General features: G+C 66.1%; 23 protein-coding genes. 16 read left to right on the top strand and 7 right to left on the bottom strand.

The annotated features are described in order from the left end of the window. From rfbA to rfbC, 4 genes are read right to left on the bottom strand one after another with little or no spacing between them, the layout of a single operon-like run. Complete coding sequence (gene rfbA / locus ACGRVM_RS14540) at positions 1-873, bottom strand: glucose-1-phosphate thymidylyltransferase RfbA (RefSeq protein ID WP_377172511.1); 873 nt, start codon at positions 871-873, stop codon at positions 1-3. Beyond that, complete coding sequence (gene rfbD, locus ACGRVM_RS14535; RefSeq protein ID WP_377172512.1) at positions 870-1,712, bottom strand: dTDP-4-dehydrorhamnose reductase; 843 nt, start codon at positions 1,710-1,712, stop codon at positions 870-872. Before rfbD ends, rfbA begins: the two co-directional genes overlap by 4 nt. After that, on the bottom strand, positions 1,709-2,752 hold the full coding sequence (gene rfbB, locus ACGRVM_RS14530) for a dTDP-glucose 4,6-dehydratase (RefSeq protein ID WP_377172513.1): 1,044 nt from the start codon (positions 2,750-2,752) through the stop codon (positions 1,709-1,711). Before rfbB ends, rfbD begins: the two co-directional genes overlap by 4 nt. Beyond that, a complete protein-coding gene (gene rfbC / locus ACGRVM_RS14525; protein WP_377172514.1) occupies positions 2,749-3,321 on the bottom strand; it encodes a dTDP-4-dehydrorhamnose 3,5-epimerase in 573 nt (190 codons plus the stop codon). Before rfbC ends, rfbB begins: the two co-directional genes overlap by 4 nt. Positions 3,322-3,745: 424 nt before the next feature. Here rfbC and ACGRVM_RS14520 point away from each other — a divergent pair, with 424 nt between their 5' ends. Beyond that, entirely contained in the window at positions 3,746-4,648 is a 903-nt protein-coding gene (locus ACGRVM_RS14520; protein ID WP_377172516.1) for a hypothetical protein, read from the top strand. Between the two features lie 27 nt (positions 4,649-4,675). Here ACGRVM_RS14520 and ACGRVM_RS14515 read toward each other — a convergent pair whose 3' ends face one another. After that, positions 4,676-5,209, bottom strand: coding sequence for a hypothetical protein (locus ACGRVM_RS14515; protein WP_377172517.1), 534 nt, complete (start codon positions 5,207-5,209; stop codon positions 4,676-4,678). Between the two features lie 150 nt (positions 5,210-5,359). Beyond that, the gene (locus tag ACGRVM_RS14510; protein ID WP_377172518.1) at positions 5,360-6,526 is read right to left on the bottom strand and encodes a hypothetical protein; all 1,167 of its coding nucleotides are present in this window, start codon (positions 6,524-6,526) and stop codon (positions 5,360-5,362) included. A gap of 159 nt (positions 6,527-6,685) precedes the next feature. On the opposite strand from ACGRVM_RS14510, the gene ACGRVM_RS14505 reads away from it, so the two are divergent. The 4 genes from ACGRVM_RS14505 (at position 6,686) to ACGRVM_RS14490 (ending at position 10,604) form a co-directional block, all read left to right on the top strand. Further along, entirely contained in the window at positions 6,686-8,212 is a 1,527-nt protein-coding gene (locus ACGRVM_RS14505) for a DUF2793 domain-containing protein (RefSeq protein ID WP_377172519.1), read from the top strand. Positions 8,213-8,222: 10 nt separating this feature from the next. Continuing rightward, a complete protein-coding gene (locus ACGRVM_RS14500; RefSeq protein ID WP_377172520.1) occupies positions 8,223-8,519 on the top strand; it encodes a hypothetical protein in 297 nt (98 codons plus the stop codon). Positions 8,520-8,660: 141 nt separating this feature from the next. Continuing rightward, entirely contained in the window at positions 8,661-9,518 is an 858-nt protein-coding gene (locus ACGRVM_RS14495) for an O-fucosyltransferase family protein (RefSeq protein ID WP_377172521.1), read from the top strand. 96 nt (positions 9,519-9,614) lie between these two features. After that, positions 9,615-10,604 (top strand): KpsF/GutQ family sugar-phosphate isomerase, encoded by a 990-nt coding sequence (locus ACGRVM_RS14490; protein ID WP_377172522.1) that lies wholly within the window; start codon positions 9,615-9,617, stop codon positions 10,602-10,604. A gap of 5 nt (positions 10,605-10,609) precedes the next feature. On the opposite strand, the gene ACGRVM_RS14485 is transcribed toward ACGRVM_RS14490, so the two are convergent. Then, positions 10,610-11,386 carry an IclR family transcriptional regulator gene (locus ACGRVM_RS14485; RefSeq protein ID WP_377172523.1) on the bottom strand — a complete coding sequence of 259 codons (777 nt, stop codon included), beginning with the start codon at positions 11,384-11,386 and terminating at the stop codon, positions 10,610-10,612. A gap of 229 nt (positions 11,387-11,615) precedes the next feature. On the opposite strand from ACGRVM_RS14485, the gene ACGRVM_RS14480 reads away from it, so the two are divergent. From ACGRVM_RS14480 to ACGRVM_RS14430, 11 genes are all read left to right on the top strand, one after another. Next, positions 11,616-13,088, top strand: a complete 1,473-nt coding sequence (locus tag ACGRVM_RS14480) for an ABC transporter substrate-binding protein (RefSeq protein ID WP_377172673.1) — start codon at positions 11,616-11,618, stop codon at positions 13,086-13,088. Positions 13,089-13,187: 99 nt separating this feature from the next. Then, positions 13,188-14,105 (top strand): ABC transporter permease, encoded by a 918-nt coding sequence (locus ACGRVM_RS14475; RefSeq protein ID WP_377172524.1) that lies wholly within the window; start codon positions 13,188-13,190, stop codon positions 14,103-14,105. A 22-nt stretch (positions 14,106-14,127) separates the two neighbouring features. Next, positions 14,128-15,024 carry an ABC transporter permease gene (locus tag ACGRVM_RS14470; protein ID WP_377172674.1) on the top strand — a complete coding sequence of 299 codons (897 nt, stop codon included), beginning with the start codon at positions 14,128-14,130 and terminating at the stop codon, positions 15,022-15,024. 4 nt (positions 15,025-15,028) lie between these two features. Beyond that, on the top strand, positions 15,029-16,036 hold the full coding sequence (locus ACGRVM_RS14465) for an ABC transporter ATP-binding protein (protein WP_377172525.1): 1,008 nt from the start codon (positions 15,029-15,031) through the stop codon (positions 16,034-16,036). After that, positions 16,033-17,022, top strand: coding sequence for an ABC transporter ATP-binding protein (locus ACGRVM_RS14460; RefSeq protein WP_377172526.1), 990 nt, complete (start codon positions 16,033-16,035; stop codon positions 17,020-17,022). Before ACGRVM_RS14465 ends, ACGRVM_RS14460 begins: the two co-directional genes overlap by 4 nt. A 17-nt stretch (positions 17,023-17,039) precedes the next feature. Then, complete coding sequence (locus tag ACGRVM_RS14455; protein WP_377172527.1) at positions 17,040-18,608, top strand: gamma-glutamyltransferase family protein; 1,569 nt, start codon at positions 17,040-17,042, stop codon at positions 18,606-18,608. 3 nt (positions 18,609-18,611) lie between these two features. Continuing rightward, positions 18,612-20,000 carry a M20 family metallopeptidase gene (locus tag ACGRVM_RS14450; RefSeq protein WP_377172528.1) on the top strand — a complete coding sequence of 463 codons (1,389 nt, stop codon included), beginning with the start codon at positions 18,612-18,614 and terminating at the stop codon, positions 19,998-20,000. 65 nt (positions 20,001-20,065) lie between these two features. Continuing rightward, on the top strand, positions 20,066-21,841 hold the full coding sequence (locus tag ACGRVM_RS14445) for an ATP-binding protein (protein ID WP_377172529.1): 1,776 nt from the start codon (positions 20,066-20,068) through the stop codon (positions 21,839-21,841). Beyond that, on the top strand, positions 21,838-23,169 hold the full coding sequence (locus tag ACGRVM_RS14440) for a sigma-54-dependent transcriptional regulator (protein ID WP_377172530.1): 1,332 nt from the start codon (positions 21,838-21,840) through the stop codon (positions 23,167-23,169). The genes ACGRVM_RS14445 and ACGRVM_RS14440 overlap by 4 nt, the downstream gene beginning before the upstream one ends. A gap of 209 nt (positions 23,170-23,378) precedes the next feature. Continuing rightward, the gene (locus ACGRVM_RS14435; RefSeq protein WP_377172531.1) at positions 23,379-24,362 is read left to right on the top strand and encodes a TAXI family TRAP transporter solute-binding subunit; all 984 of its coding nucleotides are present in this window, start codon (positions 23,379-23,381) and stop codon (positions 24,360-24,362) included. 102 nt (positions 24,363-24,464) lie between these two features. Then, the gene (locus tag ACGRVM_RS14430) at positions 24,465-26,720 is read left to right on the top strand and encodes a TRAP transporter permease (protein ID WP_377172532.1); all 2,256 of its coding nucleotides are present in this window, start codon (positions 24,465-24,467) and stop codon (positions 26,718-26,720) included. Positions 26,721-26,828 lie beyond the last annotated feature (108 nt).

Genomic DNA, 26,828 nt, shown 5'->3' with positions numbered 1-26,828 from the left:
CTACTTCGTCAGTCCCAGAAGATAGGCGCCGTAGCTGTTCTTGGAAAATTTCTCGGCCCGCACACGCAGATCCTCGCGGGTGATCCAGCCCTTGAAATAGGCGATTTCCTCGGGGCTGCCGACCTGTAGCCCTTGGCGGCTGGACAGTGTGCGCACGAAGTTTCCGGCGTCGAGAAGGCTCGCATGGGTGCCGGTGTCGAGCCACGCATAGCCGCGCCCCATCTGCTGGACCGTCAACGTGCCGTCTTGGAGGTAGCTTTCCAGAAGCGACGTGATCTCGAGCTCGCCGCGCGCCGAGGGCGTGACCTTGCGCGCACGATCGGGCGCCGTGCCGTCGAGAAAATAGAGACCCGTGACCGCGTAGGGCGACGGCGGCACGTCCGGTTTTTCGATGATCGCGCGCACCGTGCCGTCCTCGGCGAAATCGACGACGCCGTATCGCTGAGGATCGTGGACGTGATAGCCGAAGACCGTGCCGCCAACCGTGCGGGCATCCGCTTCGGCGAGGCGCTCCGGCAGGCCGTGGCCGAAGAAGATGTTGTCTCCCAGCACCATGGCGCTCGGGGCACCGCCCAGAAAATCCTCCGCCAGAAGATAGGCTTGCGCCAGCCCGTCCGGCGAGGGCTGCGCGATGTAGCTGAGCGACAAGCCCCATTGGCTGCCATCGCCGAGCGTGCGCTGAAACTGGTCCTGATCCTGCGGCGTCGTGATGATCGCGATCTCCCGGATCCCGGCGAGCATGAGCACGGAGAGCGGATAGAAGATCATGGGCTTGTCGTAAATCGGCAGAAGCTGCTTCGAGACGCCCAGCGTGATCGGATAAAGCCTCGTGCCCGATCCGCCGGCGAGAATGATGCCTTTGCGCTGGGTCATGTCCTGAGCCTTTCGATAATGTCCGCCAGCGCGGCCTTCCAGTCGGGAGGCGCGATGCCGAAATCGGTGGTGGTCGACATGCAGTCGAGCCGGGAATTGAGTGGTCGCCGGGCGGGGGTGGGATAATCGGCGGAGGGAATGCCCGTGACGTCTACGCTCCGTCCGGACGCCCGGAAAATCTCGCGCGCGAAGTCGCACCAACTGACCGAAGGGACGCCCGCGTAGTGATACGTCCCGCCAGCATGGCCTTCTGAGAGGGGGAGGGCCATGACCAGAAGGGCTTCGGCGATGTCACCCGCGGGCGTGGGGCCACCGATCTGGTCATCGACGACCGACAGGGCGCTGCGCGTTTCGGAGAGGCGCAGCATCGTCTTGACGAAATTCGCGCCATGTTCGGAGAAGACCCACGAGGTGCGCAGGATCACATGCCGCGCGCCCGTGGCGCGCACCGCCGCCTCGCCTTCGGCCTTCGTTCGGCCATAGACCCCGAGCGGCGAAATGGGCGCCTCCGGTTGAAAGGGGGCTGTGCCCGCGCCGTCGAAAACGTAGTCTGTGGAGATGTGAAGGAAGGGAATGTCGAGCGCGGCGCAGGCCTTCGCCATGGCTCCGGGCGCCGCGCAGTTGACGGTATGGGCAAGCTTTGGCTCGTCCTCGGCGCGGTCGACGGCGGTATAGGCGGCGGCGTTGATGACGATGTCGGGGCGGGCCTCGTGAATGGCGTCGGCGCAGGTGGCCGGACGAGACAGATCGGCGCTGTCGCGGCCCAAGGCGATCACCTCGGCCTGCGCTTGAAGGGCGCGCGCGACCTGTCCGGTCCTGCCGAAGACGAGCGTCTTCATCTTGCCTGTCCCAGTCGCGTGCCGACGCCTTCACGCCCTTGCAGCGCGCGCCACCAATCCTCGTTGTCGAGATACCATTGCACCGTGCGCTCGAGCCCTTCCTCGACCGTGACGGAGGGCCGCCAGCCAAGCTCCCCTGCGATACGGGACGGATCAATGGCATAGCGCGCATCGTGACCCGGTCGGTCGGTCACGAAGGTGATGAGGTCGGCATAACTGCCCTCCGCGCGTGGCCTCTTCGCATCGAGGATTTCGCAGAGCGTGCGCACAAGTTCGAGATTGCTGCGCTCGTTTTCGCCGCCGATATTGTAGGAGCGGCCCGTTCGCCCGCGCTCGAGAACGCAAAGCAGCGCGTCGGCGTGATCCTCGACGAAGAGCCAGTCACGCACGTGGGAGCCGTCCCCGTAGATCGGCAGGGGCTTGCCGGCGAGGGCGTTCAGGATGATGACGGGGATGAGCTTTTCCGGGAAATGGAAGGGCCCGTAATTGTTCGAGCAGTTGCTGAGCACGATGGGCAGGCCGTAGGTTTCGCCCCAGGCGCGAACGAGATGATCGCTCGCGGCCTTCGAGGCGGAATAGGGGCTGCGCGGATCATAGGGCGTGTCCTCGGTGAAAGCGCCCGTGGGGCCGAGCGAGCCGAACACCTCGTCCGTCGAGACATGGTGAAAGCGGAAGGTCTCGGGCCTGCCCGACGCGGTCCAGTAGCTGCGCGCGGCTTCGAGCATGTTGTAGGTGCCGGTCACGTTCGTTTCGATGAAGGCCCCGGGCCCGTCTATCGATCGATCGACATGGCTTTCTGCGGCGAGATGCATGATCGCATCCGGCCGGTGCGTTTCGAGAACGCGGTCGATGGCGGCGCGATCGCGGATATCGGCGTGTTCGAACGCGTATTCCGGGCGATCGGCGACACTGGCCACATTATCGAGGCAGGCCGCGTAGGTGAGCGCATCGAGGTTGACCACGTCAAGCCCGCGCTCGACGGCGAGCCGCACGACCGCCGAGCCGATGAACCCGGCACCGCCCGTGACGAGAAGCTTCATGGGCGCGATCCTTTGAAGATGAAGGGGCTTTCGATCTCGCGGAGGAGCGGTGCCGCGGCGTCTTTCGCAGAGAGCACCGGCGCGGCATCGCCGAGCTGCCAGTCGATCCCGATATCGGGATCGTCGAACCGGACCGCGGCATCGCAATCGGGCGCGTAGTAGTCCGAGCATTTGTAGATGATCTCGGTCTCGTCCTCGAGCGTGACGAAGCCGTGAAGAAAGCCCTCGGGAATGAGAAGCTGGCGGCCGTTTTCGGCCGTCAGGACGGCGGACGCCCATTGTCCATAGGTCGGACTGCCTTTGCGGATGTCCACCGCGATGTCGAGCAGGGAGCCGCGCCCGCAGCGCACGAGCTTGGCCTGTGCATGGGGCGGCCTCTGGAAATGAAGACCCCGGACGGTGCCTGCCGCGCGCGAGAGCGAATGGTTGTCCTGCACGAAATCGTGGTCGAGCCCGAGAGCCGCCATGCGCGCCCTGTTCCAGCTTTCCGAGAAAAAGCCGCGCGCGTCGGCATGACGGGCGGGCGTCAGGATGACGACGCCCTCGAGCGCGGTGTGTTCAACATCCATTCGTGAGACGGTCCTTTGGCCTTCGTAGTCAGCCCTTCTTGCCAGATCGGCGGAAAAACACAACCCGACGTCCGGTTCCGGCAGGATTCATCGACGTGATTACTCGGCTCATGCACCGCCCATTGCGCATTTTGCTGGAATCGCAAGGCGAACCTGCTCAAGATGCGATGCAACCTATGAGGGAGTTTCGTCCGTGCCGGAATTTTCGAGCATCAGAGCCGCGAAGCGGTTGGTCGTGATGGCATCCGAGCCGCTCGGCGCGCAGATCGAGGCGCATCTCGCGGCGCTTCTTGGGCAGCCGGTTGCGCTCTATGGGGCCATCGCACAGGCTGCCGATCGCGCACCGGGTGCGAGGATCATCGCCGTGGTCGAAAGCTGTTCGGAGGCCGTTGCGCGGCGCTTGTCCGATGGGGTCGCGCCCGAAATGGCGCTCGCGGACTGGGTGAAATCCTCTCAACGTATGCTCCGCGGTGCGCGGCGGCTGCACAGGCAGGTCTTGCTGTGCGACGCGCGGGCGCTGCTGGAAAATGACGCCGAAGTTCTTGCTCATCTGGCGCCAAGCCTCGATGCGGCGCCGGTCGCCGAGGATGTGCCGGCGGCGCCGAACGCCATCTGGCTCGTTCTTGCGGACGCTTTGGTCAAGCGGGATGAAGAGGCTGCGCGCTGCGCCGCAGAGATCGCGGCGATGCGCATTGGGACCGGACGGGAAATGGAGACCGGCGACGCCAGCACTGCGCTCGGCGAAGTGCGCGACATGAAGACCGCACTGGATCGCGCGCAGGATGAGATGCGGGTCCTCGTCGAAGAGAGGCAACTCCTTCGGGATCATATCGCATTGCAGGAAGAGACGATCGAGCGCGCGGAGGCGCGCAGCCATGCGGTCGAGCGGCTCGAATCCGAGATTGCCGAGTTGCGCCGGGATAACGAGATGCTGCGCGAGGCGGCGCGGCGGCACACGGATGAGGCGTCCGAAACCGCGGCGCGCATATGCGATCTCGAGGCGGAATATGGCGTGATGCAGCAAGCTTCGGCCGACCGACACCTCCTCAAGGCGAAGGCCGACGCTCTCCAGCGCCGGATCGAAGTCGAGCGGGAGGAGCAGGCCCGGCGCGCGGCTTTGCTCGGGTCGCTCCTTTTGGCCGACCAGCGTGATCTCGATACATCCGCAGGGCGCATCGAGGCGCTCGAAGGCCGGGTTTGGGAGTTGGGGAACGAGGTCGCTCAGCTACGCGCCGATCTCGACAGTGTCTATTCCTCGAGATCGTGGCGTTTGACACGCCCGCTCAGATCCGTGCGCGCGATGCCGAGGCTGGTGCGCGGTGCGTGACGGGAACTCCGGCTGGGACTGAACCTGTTAGACCGAACGACTGCCCAGCGTTTCGGAGATCGCGGGCATTCCCTCGCCGGAGGCGACGTGAAGGAGCCGAAAGTCTTGAAGATCGAATGTCAGCGAGCGGTGAGGGAGCGGCAAGACGAGCGTGTGAAAGCCTGCGCCATCCGTCAGAGGATCGCTGGCGGCGACAGGGTGAAAGAGGATCGAAGTGCCCCCGCTCGATGAGACGGTGAGCGTCTCGGCAAGGGGCGTGTCGCGGCACGTGCCGCCATGGTCCGTGCGGATGAACGGGTGAATATCGAACGGGTCCGGCGCACGAAGGTCCGCGATGATGCCGATGACGTCACCGATGGCGAAGTCGCCCGTCTCGAGGCTGATGTTGAGGCTCATCCATTCCGGGGCGCCATCGACGGTGATCTCGGCCCGGAAAAGCCCGCCTTCGAGAGGAGCAAGCTCGATCTCCACGGTGCTGCGCGAGGTGTCCGCGCTGAAGTAGATGCCTTGTGAAAACCGCGCTTCCGCCTCGATCCGCCCCGTGATGCGGGCCTCTCGCAAGGCTCGGACGGATCGCGCCGTGGCGGCAACGCAGGGATGTGTCACGGGTATGGCCTTCTTGCTATGATGGTAATCAAGTAGCGTAAGCGGTTCGGTCTGTCAGCCCGGAATGCGTGCAGGCGTGTTCGCCAGTCGAAACGGCGGCGCGCTTCAAGCGTCAATTGCGGACAGCTCGGCGGCGAGCGTCGACCGACGAAAGACCTCGAGGGCGCCGCCTTCGGTGCAATTGACGATCTGCGCGCCTTTGGCGCGATAGGCGCGATCCGCCTCGATGAAGACGCGTGTCATGTGGCCGGTATCCGCGGCCTGCCAATATTTGCCGCGGAAATAGTTCGGATCGAAGTGATTTCGGTCCTCGTCGATCTGGTGCAGAAGCGTGCCTTCGGTCGCGGCCTCGGGCTGATGATAGGTGTTGTCCATACCGATCAGCAGGACGCGGCGGTACCCGGCGCCGAGCAGGACCTGGAGCCAGAAGAAGCTGACCGTCGCATGCCATGCGATCCGTTCCGTCGGCTCGTCCGAGAAGAAGAGCGGCCCACCGAGCGCGTTGAGCCAGATCGTCTTGGGATCATCTTCGAGCACATGCGACAGGCCTGCAGGCAGAACGCGCCATTTCCCGAGGTCGAAGAAGTCTTCGGGGGCTTGCTCGGCAACGAAATAGTTCGAGACCGCGACGCCGCGCGCCAAGGGTGACAGGATCGGGTGACGGGTGGCGTAGTTCGAGATGAAGATGTCCTGCCCATCGAGACGCGAGAGGTCGGTGCGGTTCAGGGAGGGGCCGTTACCGACGAGAATTGCCGTGTCGCTGCGCCTTTCGCTCGCGAATTGCTCGAAGCGCTGACGTCCGAGGGTCAGCAGCCGGGTGATCCATTCGGGATCGAAGGACCAATGCAAATGGTTTGCGGAATAGGGATAGGGCCGCTCGGCACGGGTGAGGAAGTCTGCCGGATCCGCCAGAAGATCCGCCTCGAGTTCCTGTGCGCGCCGCTCCGTGATGGCTGTGCAGGGCGCACTGGGAATGGCCTGTATCTCCATCCAAGAGAAGAGACTTGCGGCATCGTCGTCGCCGGCGCGGGCGGCGGCTATGATGCGCCTGCGCGTCTCGAACGAGGCGTTGAAGATGCGCGCGAGCGTCGCGGCACGCCGGATCGCCTCTACGTCGTCCGCGTGTTCGGGCAGGTCCGCGAAGAGCGCGTCGAGCGGAACGAAGCCCTTCTCGGCGCGCAGCGCGGCGCAGCGAGTGGCGACTTCAGCGGACACAAACGGGTGCGGCACGACGCGGATCCGTAGCGTGGGGAGCGGCGCGAGGCGCTGCATGACGCCTCGATGCTAGCCTATGCCACTCCGGAGCGGAATGCCCGGGGTGACATCTGGTGGTTTCACGAAGTCGAGGCGGACCGAACGGTGCCGTGAAGGTCTCTTTACCATGCCTGTGCAGGGTGTGCCAAACCGCTGGAAATGGAAAGGTCTCTCCCTGTGTCGCAAAGCTCATCGAGGCTGGCGCTGCCGTATCTGCAACCGCAGCAGGCGCAAAAGCATGTCACGCATAACGAGGCGCTTCAGCGGCTCGACTATCTCACGCAGCTCACCGTCGTCGAATATGACGCGGTAACGCCGCCGGTCACCCCGCAGGAGGGAGAGGTCTGGGCGCTCGGCGCGACCGCCTCGGGGGTGTGGAGCGGGCAGGGCGGCAAGCTGGCCGGGTGGTTCAACGGTGGCTGGCTCTTCATCGCGCCGCAAGAGGGCTGGCGCGCGGCGCGCGGAGCGGATCTGCGCATCTGGACCGGCACAGAGTGGAGGACACCGGCGGGGCCGGAGCCGCAGAACCTCGTTGGCGTCGGGATCAATGCGGAGTCCGATCTGGTCAACCGGCTGGCGGTATCGGCGGATGCGACGTTGCTGACCCATGAGGGCGCCGGGCATCAGCTCAAGATCAACAAGGCCGCCGAGACCGATACCGCGAGCCTGCTCTTTCAGACGGCATTCTCGGGCCGTGCCGAGATGGGCACAGCCGGCGCCGATGATTTCGCGATCAAGGTCAGCGCCGATGGCGCGGCGTGGTCGGAGGCGATGAGGGTGCGCGCGGTGGACGGCCGGGCGGCGTTTCCGTCCGGCGCGGGCATCGCCGATGGCAGTGCGGCCGCCCCGTCGCTCGGCTTTCTGTCCGAGACGGGGACCGGCCTTTATCGGAGCGGCGCCAAATCGCTCGGCATCGCCATCGACGGGCAGGAGCGGATGCGGATCGCCGATGGCGGCGTGAGGATCGACGGCGCTGTCATTGGTGCTGCGGTCACGCAATCCGCGACGGACATGACGGCGGGGCGGCTCGTCAAAACGGGCGATTTCGGCCTCGGCGATGCGATCGCCCTGACGGCGGCGGACAATCTCAACATGCTGACGGTGGCCGGGCTTTTCTACAATCCGACCAGTGGAAATTGCGCGAACAACAACTATCCGATCTTTTCCGCCGGGGTTCTGGTGAACCAGCGGCGGACGAATACGAACTGGGCGCAGCAATTCATCTCCTATGGCGGCGATTCGACGGTGGGTGCGATCCGGCAATTCACCCGGTCCTACGGCGCCCTCGGGTGGACGCCCTGGTCGGAGGTCATCCATCAAGGCCGCCTTGTCGGGCCGGTCTCGCAATCGGGCGGCATGCCGACGGGCTGCGTGATCGAGCGCGGATCGAATGCGAACGGATCGTACATGCGCTGGGCGGACGGCACGCAGATCTGCACTTTGCGCCGCTCGGTTTCGACCGCGATCGCAACGGGGCATCTCGGCGGGTTCCGCTCGGGCAACGAGGTCTGGGTCTATCCAGCGCAGTTCGCGGTCGGGACGCTCCCTGTGATGAGCGGTGCCGCGCTCGATGGGACGGCGATCAGCGTCGTCTTCCCGGGCGGTGCGACGGCGCAGCAGGCCGCGTGGAGCGTCACGGCGATCACCAGCCAGAGCGCCGCCACGCGCACCGTCACGATGTCGGCCATCGGCCGCTGGTTCTGAGGAGAGATAAATGCGGATCACGTTTTTCCCGTCGCGCGGCGACGCCCCGATGAGCCTCTCGCGCCTCGGCGGCAGCCTCGTCATCGATGGGCAGGAGATTGCCCTCGACAGCTATGTCGCGGGCGCGCACGAGCGCATCATCGGACAGCCGGAATTGGTGGACGGCGAGTGGCATGTCGATCTTGTCCTGCCGCATGGCGCGAATGCGGGCGACGCGGCGCTTTTTCCCGAGCGGCTCACGCTCGACGGGGATGGCCCCGTTGCGCTGCCCCCTTTCGATGCCGATGAGGCTGTGTTCTCGATTTGAATGCCCGATCCCGGTAAATACAACTTGCGCGCGAGTTGCGGCGGGATTTAGATCGATGCCATGGCTCAGCCCGGCATGGACACAGCGTTTCAAGGCGCAAGACAAGGCGAGGCCGCATTGGCCTCGCCTGCGCATGTCGTAATGCGGCCCCATCTTTTCATCGATGTGCAGCACGGTCTGGGCAACCGTCTGCGGGCGCTCGCCTCGGCTGCGGTCATCGCGGAGGCGACGGGGCGCCAGCTCGTCGTCCTCTGGCTGCCGGACCGTCATTGCGAGGCGCGGATCGGCGATCTGCTCCGCTATCCCGATCCGGTGATCGAAACCGATTGCCGCGACGAGCTGCGTTCGCGCTGCGCGCATGTCCACAATTACATGGAAATCGAGGAGGGCTCGGCGTTTCAGGAGCTTGTTCTCGCTCGCGGCGAGGCCGCGCGGGGCGATGTGTTCATCCGTTCGGCCTATACGCTCGCCAGCCCGTATCATGACCGCGCCGCCGAAGATGCGTTCTTGCGTGGTCTGCGCGCGGCGGAGCCCGTACTGGAGATGGTGAAAAGCGTGGATCATCCGTCGGACGTCGCCGTCCATATCCGCATGGCGACAGGGCCGGCCTTCGATCACCTGAGTTACGAAGCGCCCGCGAACTGGCCCGCGGAGCGCCACCGCGAATTGACGGAGTGGCGGCGCAAGAGCGATGTATCGCGGTTCATCCGGCGGCTCGATGCGATGATCGCGGCAGGCGCGGCGGAGACCATCTTCGTCGCGGCGGATCTGCCTGCGAGCTATGCCGCATTGATCGAGGCTTATGGGCGCCGGGTGCGGTATCTGCCGCGGGCCGAGTACGACCGCTCGGCGGGGCAGTTGCAGACGGCCCTCGCGGATATGATCCTGCTCACATCGGCCCGCCATTTTCTCGCCAGCACATGGAGCTCGTTTTCCGACATTGCCCAAAGGCTTGCAGCGCCGGGGCGTCCATGCGAGCAGAGCGGCACGGATTTCTGAGCGCCGCCGCTGTGCGCGCTTGGACTGGTCTCGCGCGGGGCAAACCGATACCCTCTGCGGCGACCGTGCGTTCCCACATGTTTCAAGGGCCTTTCCATGACCGCAACCACCGCCAGCCCTCCGTCCCCCGAGCGCCGCGATCAGAGCATCGCGGCCGCGCGCAAGGTTCTGGGCACGGAGGCCGACGCGCTGCGATATCTCGCAGACAACCTGCCCGAGGATTTCGCCACCGCAATCGAGACGGTGCTGGCCTGCAAGGGGCGCGTGATCGTCTCGGGGATCGGCAAGTCGGGGCATATCGGGCGAAAGATCGCGGCGACGCTCGCCTCGACAGGAACGCCCGCCTATTTCGTGCATGCGACCGAAGCGAGCCACGGCGATCTGGGCATGATCGGCCCTGAGGATGTGTGCATCCTCATCTCCAATTCGGGCGAGACGACGGAGCTGCGCGATATCGTCTATCATACGCAGCGCTTCGGCATCCCGATGATCGGCATTTCCTCGAACGCAAGCAGCACGCTGATGAAGGCGGCGGATCATCGGCTGACGCTTCCGAATTGCCCCGAAGCATGCCCGATCGGCCTCGCCCCGACCACCTCGACGACAATGACGCTTGCGCTCGGCGATGCGCTGGCCGTGGCGCTGATGGAGCGGCGCGGCTTCGTGGCCAAGGATTTCGGGGTCTATCATCCGGGCGGCAAGCTCGGGGCGCAGATGCGCAGCGTCTCGGATCTCATGCATACCGGCGACGCGCTGCCGGTCTTGGACGAGGCGGCGCCGATGGCGGATGTCCTGCTGGCCATGACCTCGAAGGGCTTCGGCGTCTGCATCCTGACGCGCGCGGGCGTCATCAGCGGGGTTATCACCGATGGCGACTTACGCCGCAACATGGATGGCCTGATGGAGCGCCTTGCCCGCGACGTGGCGAGCAAGACCCCCTCGACGGTGCCGCCCGATTGCTCGGCGCCGGAGGCGCTTGCGCTGCTGAACACACGCGCGCAGACGGTCCTGATCGTGGCCGATGCCGAGAGGCGCCCGGTGGGCGTCCTGCATCTGCACGATCTTCTGCGCGCGGGCGTCGTCTAGCGCGCCTAGCGGGGCATCTGCGGAGATATCGAGCCTGCCGCGTCCTGAAGCCAGGGCAGGATTTCCTGCCGGATGCGCGCGTCGTCCCAAAGATGCGCGGAGACCGAGCAATGGACCGCGGCCCAGGCGCGCCCGTCCGGGCCGCGGATCGCGCAGGCGACGCCGATTTCGTTGAGAATCATCTGGCCATGCGTGATGGCATGGCCCGCCTCGCGCGCGGCTTCGATCTGCGCGGCGATGCTGGCGCGGTCGGTCGTGGTCTGGGGCGTGTGCGCCTCGAGATGCCACTCGCGGATCGCCGCCGCGCGAAACTCGTCTGAATGGGTGGCGAGAATCGCCTGCCCCGCCGATGTGCTGAGCGCGGGCACCATTCGGCCGGGAACGGAGGCGGCGAATATGGTGCGCGTGCAGGGCAGGCGGGCCGCGTAGATGATGTGCTCGCCCGACAGCTCGGCGAGGTTCACCGTCTCGCCGATGCGCTGCGAAAGGTCGATGAGCTTGGGCATGGCGCGCGCCACGAGCGGGTCCGACCAGTAATAGGCATAGGCGAGGCGCAGCCAGGCATGACTGGGCCGATAGCGCCGCGTCACCGGATCCTTATCGAGCATGCCTTCGACGTGAAGCGTGTTGGCGAGGCGCTGCACCGCGCTCTTGTCGAGGCCGGTCAGCTGCGCGAGCGCGCCGAGCGACAGCTCGGTGTGGCTCTCGTCGAAGGCGCGCAGAAGGCGCAGCCCCTTGGCCAGAGAGCCTACGAAAAGGGTGTTCTGCTTGGGTTTCGTCATGAAATCTCGGGTCTTGTGTATCGGCTGGGGCCGCCTCGGAAAATTGGCGCTTGATTTTCCCGCAACCGTGGGTTTCAAATAATTACATCGTGATCTGATGTATTGCTATATGATACAGATCGAAATGCAAACCAAAACACGAGACCGCAATTCGCTGCGGCAGGGAGACAGCAAGATGAAATCCACATTTCTGAAAACCACCGCGCTCGCGCTGGCGCTGGGCGTCGGCATGACCGGCGCCGCGCTGGCCGACAACGCCAGCGGCACCCTGAACGTCGCCTTCACCAAGGAGCTCGAGAATGTCGACAGCTTCTTCAACTCGTCGCGCGAGGGCGTCGTCATGCAGCGGGCGGTCTGGGACGGCCTGATCTACCGCGATCCCGAAACCAACGAATACAAGGGCAATCTCGCGACCGAGTGGGACTGGATCGACGAGCGGACGCTCGAATTCAAGCTGCGCGAGGGCGTCAAGTTTCATGACGGGTCCGACTTCACCGCCGATGACGTGGTCGCCACCGTCAATTTCGTCGCCAAGGAAGAGAACGGCGTCAAGACGCAGCGCAACGTGAACTGGATGGAGAGCGCCGAGAAGATCGACGACTATACTGTGCGCATCACGACCAAGGACGTGTTCCCGGCGGCGATCGAATTCCTGTCGGGTCCGGTCTCGATGTATCCGTCCGACTATTACGAAGAGGTCGGACCCTCCGGCATGGGCCTCAAGCCTGTCGGCACTGGCCCCTACAAGGTGGTCGAGGTTGAGCCGGGCCAGCATTTCGTGCTCGAGAAATACGAGGATTATCACGACAGCCCCAAGGGCCAGCCTTCGATCGAGCGTATCGACATCCGGACCATTCCGGACGTCAACACACAGCTTGCCGAGCTTTTCTCGGGCTCGCTCGATCTGATCTGGCAGGTTCCGGCGGACCAGGCCGAGAAGATGGCGGCGATGGACGACCGCTTTACCGTGGCGAACGAATCCACCATGCGCGTCGGCTATCTCGCGATGGACGCTGCCGGACGGACGGGCGCCGAGAACAACCCCTTCACCGATCTCAACGTGCGCCGCGCCGTCAACCATGCGATCGACCGTCAGGCGCTCGTCGACAACCTGCTCAAGGGCAAGTCCAAGGTCGTCTCGACCGCGTGCTTCCCCAGCCAGTTCGGCTGCGCGCAGGACGTGACCAGCTATGAATACGATCCCGAGAAGGCGCGCGCGCTCCTGGCCGAGGCCGGCTATCCCGATGGGTTCACGACGGATTTCTACGCCTATCGCGACCGCGAATATGCCGAGGCGATCACCAGCTATCTGAACGCGGTCGGTATCCAGACCAATTTCAAGATGCTGCAATACTCCGCCCTGCGCGAGGCCAACATGAAGGGCGAGGTTCCGATCTCGTTCCAGACATGGGGCAGCTACTCGATCAACGACGCATCCGCGATGGTCAGCCAGTTCTTCAAGCATGGCAGCCTCGATGACGCGCGTGACGACGAGGTGCTGGAGATGCTGAACACCGCCGACAGCTCGACCGACCCGGAAGAGCGCAAGGAGTTCTATCGCAAGGCGCTTCAGCGTATCGCCGATCAGGCCTACTGGGCGCCGATGTTCAGCTACAACACCAATTACGTCATGACCAAGGAGGTGAGCTACACCCCCACGGCGGACGAGGTGCTGCGCTTCACGGACATGACCTGGAACTGATCCGGTCCCTTCGGCCCGGCGGGCGCGCGCGTCCGCCGGGCCATTGCCGTTTTCACCGATCGCCAACCAACCGCAATTCCGGCAGGGAGGTCGCAGCGCATGCTGCCATTCATACTCAAGAGGTCGGGCCTCGCCCTCCTCGTGGCCTTCACGGTCAGCTTCATCAGCTTTTCGCTTCTGTTCCTCTCGGGCGATCCGGCGGCGGCGCTGGCGGGCGAGACGGCGAGCGGCGAGGATATCGAGGCGATCCGCCGGCTCTACGGCTTCGACCGTCCGATGCTGGTGCAATACGGCGAATGGCTCTTGAGCGCGCTGCGCGGCGATTTCGGCGAGAGCTATTATTTCAAGCTGCCGGTCGCCTCGCTGATCGGCGACCGCCTGTCGGTCACGATGACCCTGGGCGTCTGCGGCATCAGCTTCGCGCTCCTGACCGCCGTGCCGCTGGGCGTGGTCGCGGCGATCCGGCCCAACTCGATCATCGACCGCGTGGCGCTCTTCCTGTCGGTCGCGGGGCAGGCGATGCCCAGCTTCTGGTTCGGTCTGATCCTGATCGTTCTCTTCGGCATCACGCTCGGCTGGCTGCCGCCCTCGGGCGCCGATAGCTGGCGGCATTTCATCATGCCGACCATCGTGCTTGGCTATTACGCCATGCCGGCCATCATGCGCCTGACGCGCGCGGGCATGCTCGAGGTTCTCAATTCGGACTATATCCGCACCGCGCGGGCCAAGGGCGCCGGGGAGGGGCGCGTTCTCTTCAAGCACGCACTGCGCAACGCGATCATTCCGGTGGTCAGCCTCGCCGCGGTGCAGATGGGCTTCATGCTGGGCGGCTCTATCGTGGTCGAGTCGGTCTTCGCCCTGCACGGCGCGGGCTATCTCGCGTGGGAGAGCATCGCGCGCAACGATCTGCCGACGGTGCAGGCGCTCATTCTCATTTTCTCGATGTTCTACATCATCTTCACTTTCCTGGCGGACGTGCTCAACGCGTGGCTCGACCCCCGCATGAGGAGCTCGTGACATGGCGATGAACAAGACGACGATCAATCGCACGACCGACCCGCTGCTCGAGGAGATCCAGGGGCCTACGCCGCGCCAGATCCTGCGCAAGCGCGTGACGGGCCACAAGGGCCTCATCTTCGGCCTCGTCGTGGTGCTGCTTCTGGTGCTGGTCGCGATCTTCGCGCCGCTGCTCGCACCGCACGATCCTTATGCGCAGAACCTCGGCAACCGCATGGTCCAGCCCGTCTTTCTCGGCGGCACGTGGGAGCATCCGCTCGGGACCGATCATCTGGGCCGCGATTATCTCTCGCGCCTCATCTACGGCGCGCGCGTGTCGCTTCTCATCGGCGCGGTCGCCGCGCTCATCTCGGGCGTGATCGGCACGGCGATGGGCGTGGCCGCCGGGTATTTCGGCGGCAAGGTGGATGCGGCCGTGACCTTCCTCATCAATGTGCGCCTCGCCATGCCCGTGGTGCTGGTGGCGCTCGCCGTGGTCGCGATCCTCGGCGGATCGCTTCAGGTGGTGATCGGCGTTCTCGGGCTTTTGCTGTGGGACCGCTTCGCCGTCGTGATGCGCGCCTCGACGCTTCAGGTGCGGCGCCGCGAATACGTCGCCGCGGCGCAGGCCATCGGCGCATCGACGACGCGCGTGGTGCTGTCCGAGATCATGCCGAACATCGTCAACAACCTGATCGTCATCGTCACGCTTGAAATGGCCCACGCGATCCTGCTCGAGGCGGCGCTCTCGTTCCTCGGGCTAGGTGTTCAGCCGCCCACCCCCAGTTGGGGGCTGATGGTCTCCGAAGGCAAGAACATGATGCTGTTCGAGCCGTGGCTGGTGCTGATCCCGGGCGTCGTCCTCTTCGTGCTGGTGCTGGCGATCAACCTCATGGGCGATGGTCTGCGCGACGTGACCGCCCCCGAAAACCGGAGCTGATGCGATGAGCCAAGAGAACGCAAAACCGCTCCTGTCGGTGCGGGGCCTGACACTCGACATTCCGCTGTCGAGCGGCGTGCTGCATGCCGTGCGCGGCATCGACTTCGATCTGCGCCGGGGCGAGACTCTTTGCATCGTGGGGGAGAGCGGATCGGGCAAGTCGCTCACCTCGCTCGCGATCATGGGGCTTCTGGACAAGAACATCCGCCGCAGCGCGGAGCGGATGGATTTCGACGGGACCGAACTGACCACCGCCAGCCGCCGCCGGATGCGCGCGCTGCGCGGCGACCGGATCGCGATGATCTTTCAGGAGCCGATGACGTCGCTCAATCCGGCCTACACGATCGGCGACCAGCTTATCGAGGCGCTGCAACTGCACCGCAATGTCAGCCGCGACACTGCCCGCAAGCGCGCGGTCGAGCTTCTGGAGAAGGTCGGCATCACCGCCGCCGCCAGCCGTCTTGGCCAGTATCCCCACCAGCTTTCGGGCGGGTTGCGCCAGCGCGTCGTGATCGCGATGGCCCTGATGTGCGAGCCCGAACTCATCATCGCGGACGAGCCGACGACCGCGCTCGACGTGACGATCCAGGCGCAGATCCTGCGGCTTCTGGTCGATCTGACCAAGGAAATGGATGTGGCCATGATCCTCATCACCCACGATCTGGGTGTCGTCGCGCGCGTCGCGGACAAGGTGGGCGTGATGTATGCGGGCGAACTGGTCGAGACGGGGCCCGCCTCGCAGGTCTTCGGCACGCCGCTCCATCCCTATACGCGCGGTCTGCTGCAGTGCATCCCGCAGCCGGGCAAGACCGAGCGCGGCAGCGCGCTCGGCACCATTCCCGGCATCGTGCCCTCGCTTGTCGGAGAGGTCGAGGGCTGCGCCTTCCGCACCCGTTGCCCGCACGCCGTGGATGCCTGCCGCGACGCCATTCCGAGGCGCGGCGACGAGAGCCACGAATTTCTCTGCGTCCACCCCGATGGCGCCCGCGCCGCCGAAGGAGAGCCCGCATGAGCGCCCCTGTTCTCGAACTTCGAAACGTCGCCAAGACCTACCGCGTCAAGCAGGGGCTCTTCGGAAAGGCCAAGCCGCTGACGGCGGTGAACGATGTCTCGCTCACGCTGGGGCGGGGTGAGGTGCTGGGCCTCGTCGGCGAGAGCGGCTGCGGCAAGTCCACCCTCGCCAAGATCCTTCTGGGCCTCGAGGCACCGACCTCGGGCAAGGTCATGGTCGATGGCGAGGAGATCGGCGGTCAGGACCGTCTGGCCCTCGCGCGGCGCATCCAGCCCATCTTTCAGGACCCCTATTCGTCGCTCAACCCGCGCAAGACCATCGCGGATATCGTCTCGCTTCCCCTGCGCGTCCATGGCATCGGCGATGCGGCCAGCCGCGAGAAATCGGTGCGCGAGACGCTGGATCTTGTCGGCTTGCCGGCGCGCGTTCTGAACACCTATCCCAGCCAGATGTCGGGCGGTCAGCGCCAGCGCGTCGCCATCGCCCGAGCGCTCATCATGCGCCCCGAGATCGTCATCTGCGACGAGCCGACTTCGGCCCTCGACGTGTCCGTCCAGAGCCAGATCCTGAACCTCTTGAACGAGCTGCGCGAGGAATTCGGGCTGACCTATCTCTTCATCAGCCACGATCTGGCGGTGGTCGAGCATCTGGCGACGCGCGTGGCGGTGATGTATCTCGGCCGCATCGTCGAGGAGGCGCCCGTGGGCGGGCTTTTCGATGCGCCGCGCCACCCTTATGCGCGTGCGCTCCTCAACTCGGTCCTGACGCCCGATCCCGATCTCGGCGTGCCCGACACGCAGCTCGGCGCGGCCTATCCCAACCCGATCGCGCCGCCGCCCGGCTGTCATTTCCATCCGCGCTGTCCCTTCGCCGAGGCGCATTGCAAATCCACCGCGCCGCGCCCCGTGCCGCGCGAGGAAGGGCGCGTCGAATGTCATCTGCATGATCCCGAAAGCCCGATGTACCGCGCGGGCTTCACCGTCTGACCCATCAAGGATTGACCATGGCCAGTTCCCTGTCGCGTACGGCGCGCACCGCCAAGACTGTCATCGAGACGAAGGGCGGCGTCGTCGCGGCCCAGCATCGCCTCGCCGCCGAGGCCGGGGCCGAAGTGCTGCGGGCCGGGGGCGATGCCGTAGATGCCGCCGTCGCCACCTCCTTCGTGATCGGCGTGCTCGAGCCCTGGATGAGCGGGCCGGCGGGCGGCGGCGCGATGATGCTCTGGCGCGCGGGCGAGGAAAAGGCGGTGGCGGTCAATCACGGCATGCGCGCACCCAAGGGGCTGCGCGTCGAGGACTATCCCCTGTCGGGCCGGGGCGTCGCAGGTGACCTTTTCCCGTGGGAGCATGTCACCGGCGACGTCAATGTCCAGGGCGCCAAGGCGATCGCCGTGCCGGGTGTCGTCGACGGTCTGGGGCAGGTGCATGAGCGTTATGGCCGGATGCCGTGGGCCGATCTGCTGACCCCCGCGATCGCGCATGCCCGGCGGGGCATGCTGGTCGATTGGTACGCCGCGCTCGTCATCGCATCGACCACCCGCGCGCTGGCCGAGGACGCGGACGCCGCGGCGCTTTTTCTGGAGGACGGACAATGGCCGACCATCTCGGGCTGGACCGCGCTGGCCGAGAAGCGGCTGGATCAGAGCCGCATGGCGGAAAGTCTCGGGATCATCGCGCAGGACGGCGCCCGCGCGCTCTATGACGGCGATCTAGGCGCGGCTCTGGCGAAGGACGTGCAGGACAAGGGCGGCTCGCTCAGCCATGAAGACCTGCGCAGCTACCGCGCCGAGATGCAAAAGCCGCTCAGCATCGCCTACCGCGATGCGCGCTTTCACCTCGTGGACGGGCTGACCGCCGGGCCGACCTTCGCGCATGCGATGGGCGATCTGGAAGGCCGCGATCTGGGCGCCAAACCCGACGCCTTCGCCGCCTATGCCGAGGCCCTGCAAGGCGCCTATGCCGCGCGCCTCGGCACGATGGGCGATACCGGCGAGAGCCCCGAGGCGCCCGGCTGCACCACGCATTTCTCGGTCGTCGATAGGGACGGCAACATGGTGAGCCAGACGCAGACGCTCCTGTCGATCTTCGGAAGCCGTGTCGTCTCGCCTTCGACGGGATTCCTGATGAACAACGGCATCATGTGGTTCGACCCGGTGCAGGGGCGCCCCAACTCGCTCGGGCCCGGCAAGCGGTGCCTGATGAATGTCTGCCCGGTGATCGGGGAGCAGGGCGAGCGCCGCTTTGCCTTCGGCGCCTCGGGGGGGCGCAAGATCGTGAGCGCCATGACCCAGATGGCCTCTTTCGTCACCGATTTCGGCATGGATATCGAAGAGGCGTTCCACCATCCGCGCATCGACGTGTCGGGCGGGCCAAAGGTTGTTGCCGACGAAGCGCATGCCCCCGAGGTGCTCGCCCGTCTGCGCGAGAGCAACGATGTCGTGCTCGCCCCGCGCACCGTCTTTCCCTTCGCCTTCGCCTGCCCCGCCGGCGTGATGCGCGCGGGCGAGACGAATACCGGCTGCACCGAGATCATGTCGCCCTGGGGCGATGCCGCGCTTGAAAAAGAGGACTGAGCCATGAGCCGCGAGACCGCGATCGACACCGTCACCGCCTATTTCGACAAGGGCGTCTTTCAATCCGAGCTGGCCGATCTGGTCGGCTACCGCACCGAAAGCCAGAAGGAAGGCACCGGCCCCGAGCTGCGCCGCTACCTCGCCGAGGCGATTGAGCCGAGGCTGGCCAGGATGGGGTTCGTTTGCGAGATCATCGACAATCCCGATCCGCGCGGCGGCCCCCTTCTGATCGGCGAGCGGCGCGAGGGCGACGATCTGCCGACCGTGCTGACCTACGGCCATGGCGACGTGATCCGCGCGCAAGAGGGCATGTGGCGCGAGGGCCTCGCGCCTTTCGATCTGGTCGAGGAGGGCGACCGTCTCTATGGGCGCGGCACGGCGGACAACAAAGGCCAGCATCTCATCAATATCGCCGCGCTCGAGGCGGTTCTGGATGCGCGCGGCAGCCTTGGCTTCAACACGCGCATCGTTCTGGAGATGAGCGAGGAAGTCGGATCGAGCGGCCTCGCCGACGTCTTCCGAAGCCACAAGGACCGGCTGACCGCCGATGTGCTGATCGCGTCCGACGGCCCGCGCCTTCAACCCGAGGTGCCCACGGTCTTCATGGGCTCGCGCGGGGGCGTGACCTTCGATCTGAAGCTGACCTTGCGCGAGGGCGCGCATCATTCGGGCAACTGGGGCGGGCTTCTGGCCGATCCGGCGATGATCCTCGCCCATGCGCTGACCACGATCTGCGACCGGCGGGGGCAGATCCAAATCCCCGAGTGGCGCCCCGACAGCCTGACGGACGATGTGCGCGCCGCGCTCGACGGTCTGCCCGTCACCGGCGGCGACGGCCCCGAGGTGGACGAGGATTGGGGCGAGGAAAGCCTGACCCCCGCCGAGCGCGTCTATGGCTGGAACAGCTTCGCGGTGCTGGCGATGACGAGCGGCGTGCCCGAGGCGCCGGTCAACGCCATTTCCGCCAGTGCGCGCGCCACTTGCCAGCTGCGCTATGTCGTCGGCACCGATCCCGAGGACATCATCCCCGCGCTGCGCCGCCATCTGGACGCGCACGGCTTTCAGATGATCGAGATCGTGCCGCATGATCGCGGGTTCTTCGCGGCGACGCGGCTCGATCCGGGGCATCCTTGGGTGCGCTTCGTCACCGGCTCGATCGAGAAGACGGCGGGCAAGGCGCCCCATATCCTGCCGAACCTCGCCGGATCGCTTCCGAATGACAGCTTCGCCGACATTCTCGGCCTGCCCACCGTGTGGGTGCCCCATTCTTATCGCGGCTGCTCGCAGCATGCGCCGGACGAGCATGTGCTGAAATCATTGAGCCGCGATGCGCTGCGGGTGATGGCGGGCGTCTTCTGGGACGTGGGCGCGGGCGGCACGCCGGCAGGCTGAGAGCGCGCCGACGCATCTGGCGCCGATCCGCGCCGCGCGCTAGTCTGGCGCGCATGTTCGCGCGCATGACACAGAATTCGGCGGGATGGCGGCTGGCCCTGCAACTGGCGCTGGCGGCGGTCCTTCTGGCGACGCTCGTCTGGCCGAGGGTCGAGCGGTATTTCCTTCAGGACGCCGCCGCGCAGAACCGCGTGACGCTGCGCCTCGTCAGTGACGGTCTGCGCGCCGCGCTCGACCGCTATGCGCCGCTGCCGCATCTCATCGCCGCGCGCCCCGAGCTCGCGCGCGTGCTGCGCAATCCCGACGATCCCCTGCTGGTCGAGACGGTGAACAGCATCCTTCTGAATACCGCGATCTCGGTGACGGCCTCGGATGTCTACCTGATGGACATGGACGGCATGACCCTCGCCGCGAGTTCCTATCGCAAGGAGCGGTCCTTCGTCGGGCGGAATTTCAGTTTCCGGCCCTATTTCACCCAAGCCGCCGCCGGGGGGCTGGGCCGGTATTTCGCGCTCGGCACGACATCGGGGGAGCGGGGATATTTCTTCGCCGCGCCGGTGCGGGACGGCCCGCGCATCCTCGGAGTGGTGGCGGTGAAGTTCACGGTCGAGGCCTTCGAGGCGGGCTGGCAGGCGGCCTCGTCGAATATATTGGTGACCGATCCCACGGGCATCGTCTTCATCGCGAGCGAGCCTGCATGGCGGTTGCGGGCGAGCGTGCCGCTCACGCCGCGCGCCCTGAGCGTGATCCGCGCGAACCAGCAATACCCGGTCGAGCGCCTGACGCTTCTGGACATCGCGCGCCGCGTCGAGGCGGGTGTCGATCTGACGGTGATCGACGGCACGGAATACATCGCCTCCTCGGGCGACGCGCTCGCCAGCGCGGGCTGGACCGTTACGGCCCTGCGGCGCGCGGCCCCTGCGCGGCTTCAGGCGGGCATGGTATTCGCCGCGATCGCGCTTCTGGTCGTCCTCGCGATTTGCGTCGCCTCCTACCTGCGGCACCGCGCGGCGCAGCGCGTGCAGGTCCACAGGATGCTCGAGCAGCGGGTCGAGGAGCGCACATCGGCGCTGCGCTTCGAGGTCGAGGAGCGTCGCCGCACCGAGGAGAAGCTGCGCCGCACGCAGGCGGGTCTGGTTCAGGCGGGCAAGCTGTCGGCGCTTGGGCAGATGTCGGCGGCGCTCAGCCACGAGTTCAACCAGCCCTTGCAGGCGGTCAAGGCCTATGCCGAGAACGCGCGGACCTTTCTCGACCGGGGCGAGACGGACGAGGTGCGCGACAATATCGGGCGCATCAGCCGCATGGCCGACCGCATGGCCGCCATCTCGCGCCATCTGCGCAATTTCGCGCGCCGCCCCGGCGAGGCGATCGGGCCGGTTCCGCTCAACCTCGTGATCGACGACGCGCTCGCGGTCAGCGCGCCCAAGCTCAAGGCGGGGGGCGTGACGCTCGACTACAGCCCGGCGGCGGGCACGCCCTGGGTGATCGGCGGGCATGTGAGGCTGCAACAGGTCTTGGTCAATCTCATCTCGAACGCGGTCGATGCGATGGGGGGCGCGGGGCGGCTCACGCTTGCGGCGGCGCCCCATGACGGCGGCTGGCGCGTCACCGTGCGCGACGAAGGGCCGGGCCTGCCCGAGGGCGCGGCCGAGCAGATGTTCGATCCTTTCTTCACGACCAAGCCGATGGGGCAGGGCCTCGGCCTCGGCCTAAGCATTTCCTACAATATCGTGCGCGATTTCGGCGGCACGCTCTGGGGCGAGGATCATCCCGAGGGCGGCGCCGTCTTCGGGGTCGATCTGGCGGCGGCGGACGCGCCCGCGCAGGAGGCGGCGGAATGAGCGGCGAGGTGCTCTTTGTCGATGACGAGGAAGAGCTGCGCTGCGCCGCGGCCCAGACGCTCAAGCTCGCGGGGCTTTCGGCCTCGGCGGTCCCTGATGGCGAGATGGCGCTGGCCCGGCTCGCGCGGGATTTTCCGGGCGTGCTCATCACCGATATCAGGATGCCGGGAATGGATGGCATGACGCTGATGCGCCGCGCGCTCGAGATCGACCCGGCGCTTCCGGTCATCATCGTGACCGGCAATGGCGATGTGGAGCTGGCCGTGCAGGCGATGCGCGACGGCGCCTATGATTTCCTCGAGAAACCCTACGATCCGGCGTATCTGGTGCAGGTCGTGGGCCGCGCGCTCGACAAAAGGCGCCTCACGCTCGAGAACCGCGCGCTGCGCAATCAGGTGGGCGGGCGCGACGTGATCGAGGCGCGGCTTATCGGGCGCTCGGACGTCATGGTGCGCCTGCGCGAGCAGGTCCGCGCCGTCGCCGCGACCGAGGCCGACGTGCTCATCATCGGCGAGACGGGCACCGGCAAGGAGGTGATCGCGCGCGCGCTGCACCGCGCCTCGGCCCGTCAGGGCAAGCCCTTCGTGCATATCAATTGCGCCGCGCTGCCGCGCGATCTGGTCGAGATCGAGCTTTTCGGCCATGTCGCGGGTGCCTTCTCGGGGGCGCATCGCACGCGCTATGGCAAGCTCGAGCATGGGCGCGGCGGCACCGTCTTTCTCGACGAGATTGACAGCCTCGATACAGGGGTGCAGGCCAAATTCCTGCAAGCGATCCAGAGCCGCCAGATCACGCCGCTCGGCTCGAACGATCCGGTGGATCTGGATGTGCGCTTTATCGCCGCCTCCAAGGACCGGCTGGAGCAGGCGGTGGAGGAAGGGCGTTTCCGCGCCGATCTTCTCTATCGGCTGAATGTCGTGACGCTGCGCGCGCCGCCCCTTTCGGAGCGGCGCTCGGACATTCCGCTTCTCTTCGTGCATCTCGTTCAGGAGGCGGCGGCGCGCTACAAGCGGCCCGCGCCCGAGGTGGGGCCGGCGACGCTGGCCGAGGCCGCCGCGTGCGACTGGTCGGGCAATGTGCGCGAGCTGCGCAATGCCGCCGACCGCTTCGTTCTGGGTCTGCCTGCCGAGGCGCCTTCCGCCGAGGAGGGCGCGGCGACCGGGCCTCTGCCCGCGCAGGTCGCAGCGCATGAGCGCGCGCTCATCGCTGCGGCGCTCAGCGCGCATGGCGGCGCGCTGAGGCCCACCTACGAGGCGCTCGGGATCAGCCGCAAGGCGCTCTACGAGAAGATGCAGAAGCACGGGCTGGACCGCGAGAGCTTCACCTGAGGAGGCCGCGCAGCCCACCTTGTGCGGTTTTCCACCCGCTTTCCGGCGCCGATGTCCCCTTTTCGACCCATCGGCTGCGATTTTGTGTCGCATGCCTGCCTTGGACCGGTCCAACGCACTTGCCCTGATGCCATGCCGCCGCTCTAGTCCGCCGTGGTCGCGGCTCCGGGAGGGTGCCGCGCGACAGTCATGGTTTCAGGGAGAGAGACATGAAATTCACAGCGATCCTCGCATCGACCACCATCCTCGCGGCAGGCGCCGCCTTCGCGCAGGACGTCGACAGATCCGACTGGCCGAGCAGCTTCACCGTCGGCACGGCAAGCCAGGGCGGCACCTATTTCGCCTATGGCTCGGGCTGGGCGAACCTCGTGGCCGAAGAGCTGGGCATCACCGGCGGCGGCGAAGTCACGGGCGGCCCGATGCAGAACATGGCGCTGGTGCATACCGGCGAAGCCGCGTTCGGCATGACCACGATGGGCCCGGCGGCCGAATCGCTCGCGGGCACCAACCCGATCGCGCCCGGCCTCGAGATGACGCAGGCCTGCGCGATGTTCCCGATGTACCAGACGCCCTTCTCGGTGACGGCGCTGGCCTCCTCGGGCATCACCTCGGTCAGCGAGATCCCGGATGGCGCCAAGATCGGCTTCGGCCCCGCGGGCTCGACCTCAGACACCTACTTCCCGCGCATGATGGACACGCTGGGCGTGAATTACGAGCGCCGCAACGGCGGCTGGTCGGACCTCGGCGGTCAGCTTCAGGACGGTCTTCTGGACGTCATCGCCTTCGCGGCGGGCGTGCCGGTTCCGGCGGTCAGCCAGCTCGAGGTGCAGACTGATGTGAACATCATCGAGTTCACCGAGGCGGAGCAGCAGAAGCTTCTGGCGGAATTCCCCGTCTCCGACTTCTCGATCAAGGCGAGCACCTACACCACGCTCGAGAATGACGCGCGCTCGGTGTCCATGTGGAACTTCGCCATCGCGAATTGCGATCTGCCCGCGTCCTTCGTGAACGCGGCGGTGGACGTGGTCATGTCCGACAACGAGCGCATGACCGGCATCCACAAGGCCGCCGCATCGACCCTGCCCGAGAACTGGGACAAGAACAAAGTCCTCAAGTGGCATCCCGGTGCCGCTGCATGGTTCAAGGAAAACGCGGGCGCGGACATTCCCGACGACATGATCTACGGCAACTGAGCCTCGGATCGAAACTGCACATGCCGCCCCTCGCAATGGGGCGGCATGACTTGATTGCGTGCCGGGAATGCGGCGCGCGATACTCCGGGGAGGGGAGTTTTGATGTCGGAGCAGACCAAAGGCGAGACCGCCGAGCTTGATCCGCAAGGGCCGATCGTCGCCGAGGGCGTCGACGAGGAAGCGGTCGAGAGCAATCGGCGCATCTTCGAGGGGCGGGGCTATCTGGTCGTAGCCGCCTTGTCGGCGATCTATGCCTTCTTCCATGTCGCGGCGCTGAACGGTCTTTCGATCTACGAATGGACCGGCGTGAGCATTCCGCTTCTGCCGACCTTCCCGATGGAGACGTGGAATTTCCGCATCGTGCACGTCGCGGGCGCGCTCATCCTCGGCTTCACGCTCTATTCCGCGCGCGGATTTCTGGACGAGGGGCAGGGCACCGGGCGTCACCCGCTCGATTTCGTCGCGGCGATCGCCCTCATCCCCGCGCTCTACGCCATCTGGACGGCGTTCAGCATCGCGGGCCAGATCGCGGCGGGCGCGCAGTGGAACGGGATGAGCCCCGAATTCAAGTCTCAGGAAATCTACCATTTCGGCCTGCCGCTCCTGGCTGCCACCGCCACGGGGATCGTGATCGGCTGGCTGCGCACGCGCGAGCGCGGTCAGGTGGTTATCGCCGATCTTCTCCTGTCGCTCTGCGCCATCGCGGTCGCGGTCTATCTCATCACGATGTACGGCACGCTCATGCGCAACTCGACGGGCACGCCCTTCGCCCCCATCGGCATCAGCCTCGCCGCCGTGGCGGGCACCGCGCTCATCATGGAGATGACGCGCCGCGTGGCGGGTCTCGCGCTGATCGTGATCGCGGGAATCTTCCTCGTCTATGTCTTCGTCGGGGACATGCTGCCCGGCTTTCTGAATGCGCCGAACATCCAGTGGACGCGTTTCTTCAGCCAGGTCTACACCGATGCCGGCATCCTCGGGCCGACGACGGCGGTCAGCTCGACCTACATCATCCTCTTCATCATCTTCGCGGCTTTCCTGCAGGCGTCGAAAGTCGGTGACTACTTCGTCAATTTCGCCTTCGCCGCCGCAGGGCGCGCGCGGGGCGGCCCGGCCAAGGTGGCGATCTTCGCCTCCGGCCTCATGGGCATGATCAACGGCACCTCGGCGGGCAATGTCGTGGCGACCGGCTCGCTCACCATCCCGCTGATGAAGAAGGTCGGCTATCACAAGAAGACGGCCGGCGCGGTCGAGGCGGCGGCCTCGACGGGCGGGCAGATCATGCCGCCCATCATGGGCGCTGGCGCCTTCATCATGGCCGAGATCACGGGCATTCCCTATACGGACATCGCGATCGCGGCGATCATTCCTGCGATCCTCTATTTCGTATCGATCTATTTCATGGTGGATTTCGAGGCGGCCAAGCTGGGCATGCGGGGCATGCGCGAGGACGAGCTTCCGAAATTCCGCGACATGGTGCGGCGCGTCTTTCTGTTCCTGCCGATCATCATCCTGATCGCCGCGCTCTTCATGGGCTATTCGGTGATCCGGGCGGGCACCTTGGCGACGGCGGCGGCGGCGGTCGTCTCGTGGCTCACGCCCTACCGCATGGGGATCCGCAGCATCCTCAAGGCGTTCGAGCTGGCGGGCATCATGTCGATCCAGATCATCGCGGTCTGCGCCTGTGCGGGCATCATCGTGGGCGTCATCAGCCTCACCGGGGTCGGCGCGCGCTTCTCTTCGGTGCTTCTGAACCTCGCCGATACGAGCCAGCTTCTGGCGCTCTTCTTCGCGATGTGCATCTCGATCCTTCTGGGCATGGGCATGCCGACCACAGCCGCCTATGCGGTCGCGGCCTCGGTCGTGGCGCCGGGTCTCGTGCAGCTCGGCATTCCGCAACTCACCGCGCATTTCTTCGTCTTCTATTTCGCGGTGGTCTCGGCCATCACGCCGCCGGTGGCGCTGGCCAGTTACGCGGCGGCGGGCATATCGGGCGCGAACCCGATGGAGACGTCAGTGGCCTCCTTCAAGGTGGGCATCTCGGCCTTCATCGTGCCCTTCATGTTTTTCTACAACGGCGCGATTCTGATGGACGGAAGCTGGCCGGAGGTGCTGCGCGCGGGCGCGACGGCGGTCTTCGGGGTCTTCCTGCTCTCCTCGGGCGTGCAGGGCTGGTTCATGGGCGGGCGCGTCGCGTGGTTCATGCGGCTCGGCCTCGTGCTCGCGGCGCTCTGCATGATCTCGGGCGGGCTGGTCACGGACCTGATTGGGATCGGCCTCACGGTGCTCCTCTTCCTCGTGCAGCGCCAGTTCGCCCCTGCGCCCGATGCGCAGATATCGGTGCGCGGCAGCGATTGAGGCATGAAGGCCCCGGCAGGGGGTGCATCGCCGGAAAGGTGTCTGTAGAAGGGGCGCGTGCCAATCGGGGCGCGCGCCCTATCCTCTTGCCAGCACAACATCGCCGGA

The sequence above is a fragment of the Roseovarius aquimarinus genome (assembly GCF_043661195.1).
In the GTDB taxonomy this organism is placed as follows: Bacteria; Pseudomonadota; Alphaproteobacteria; order Rhodobacterales; family Rhodobacteraceae; genus Roseovarius; species Roseovarius aquimarinus.
Note: the sequence above shows the minus strand (reverse complement) of the source record. Positions and strands in the feature narration are given on the sequence as shown.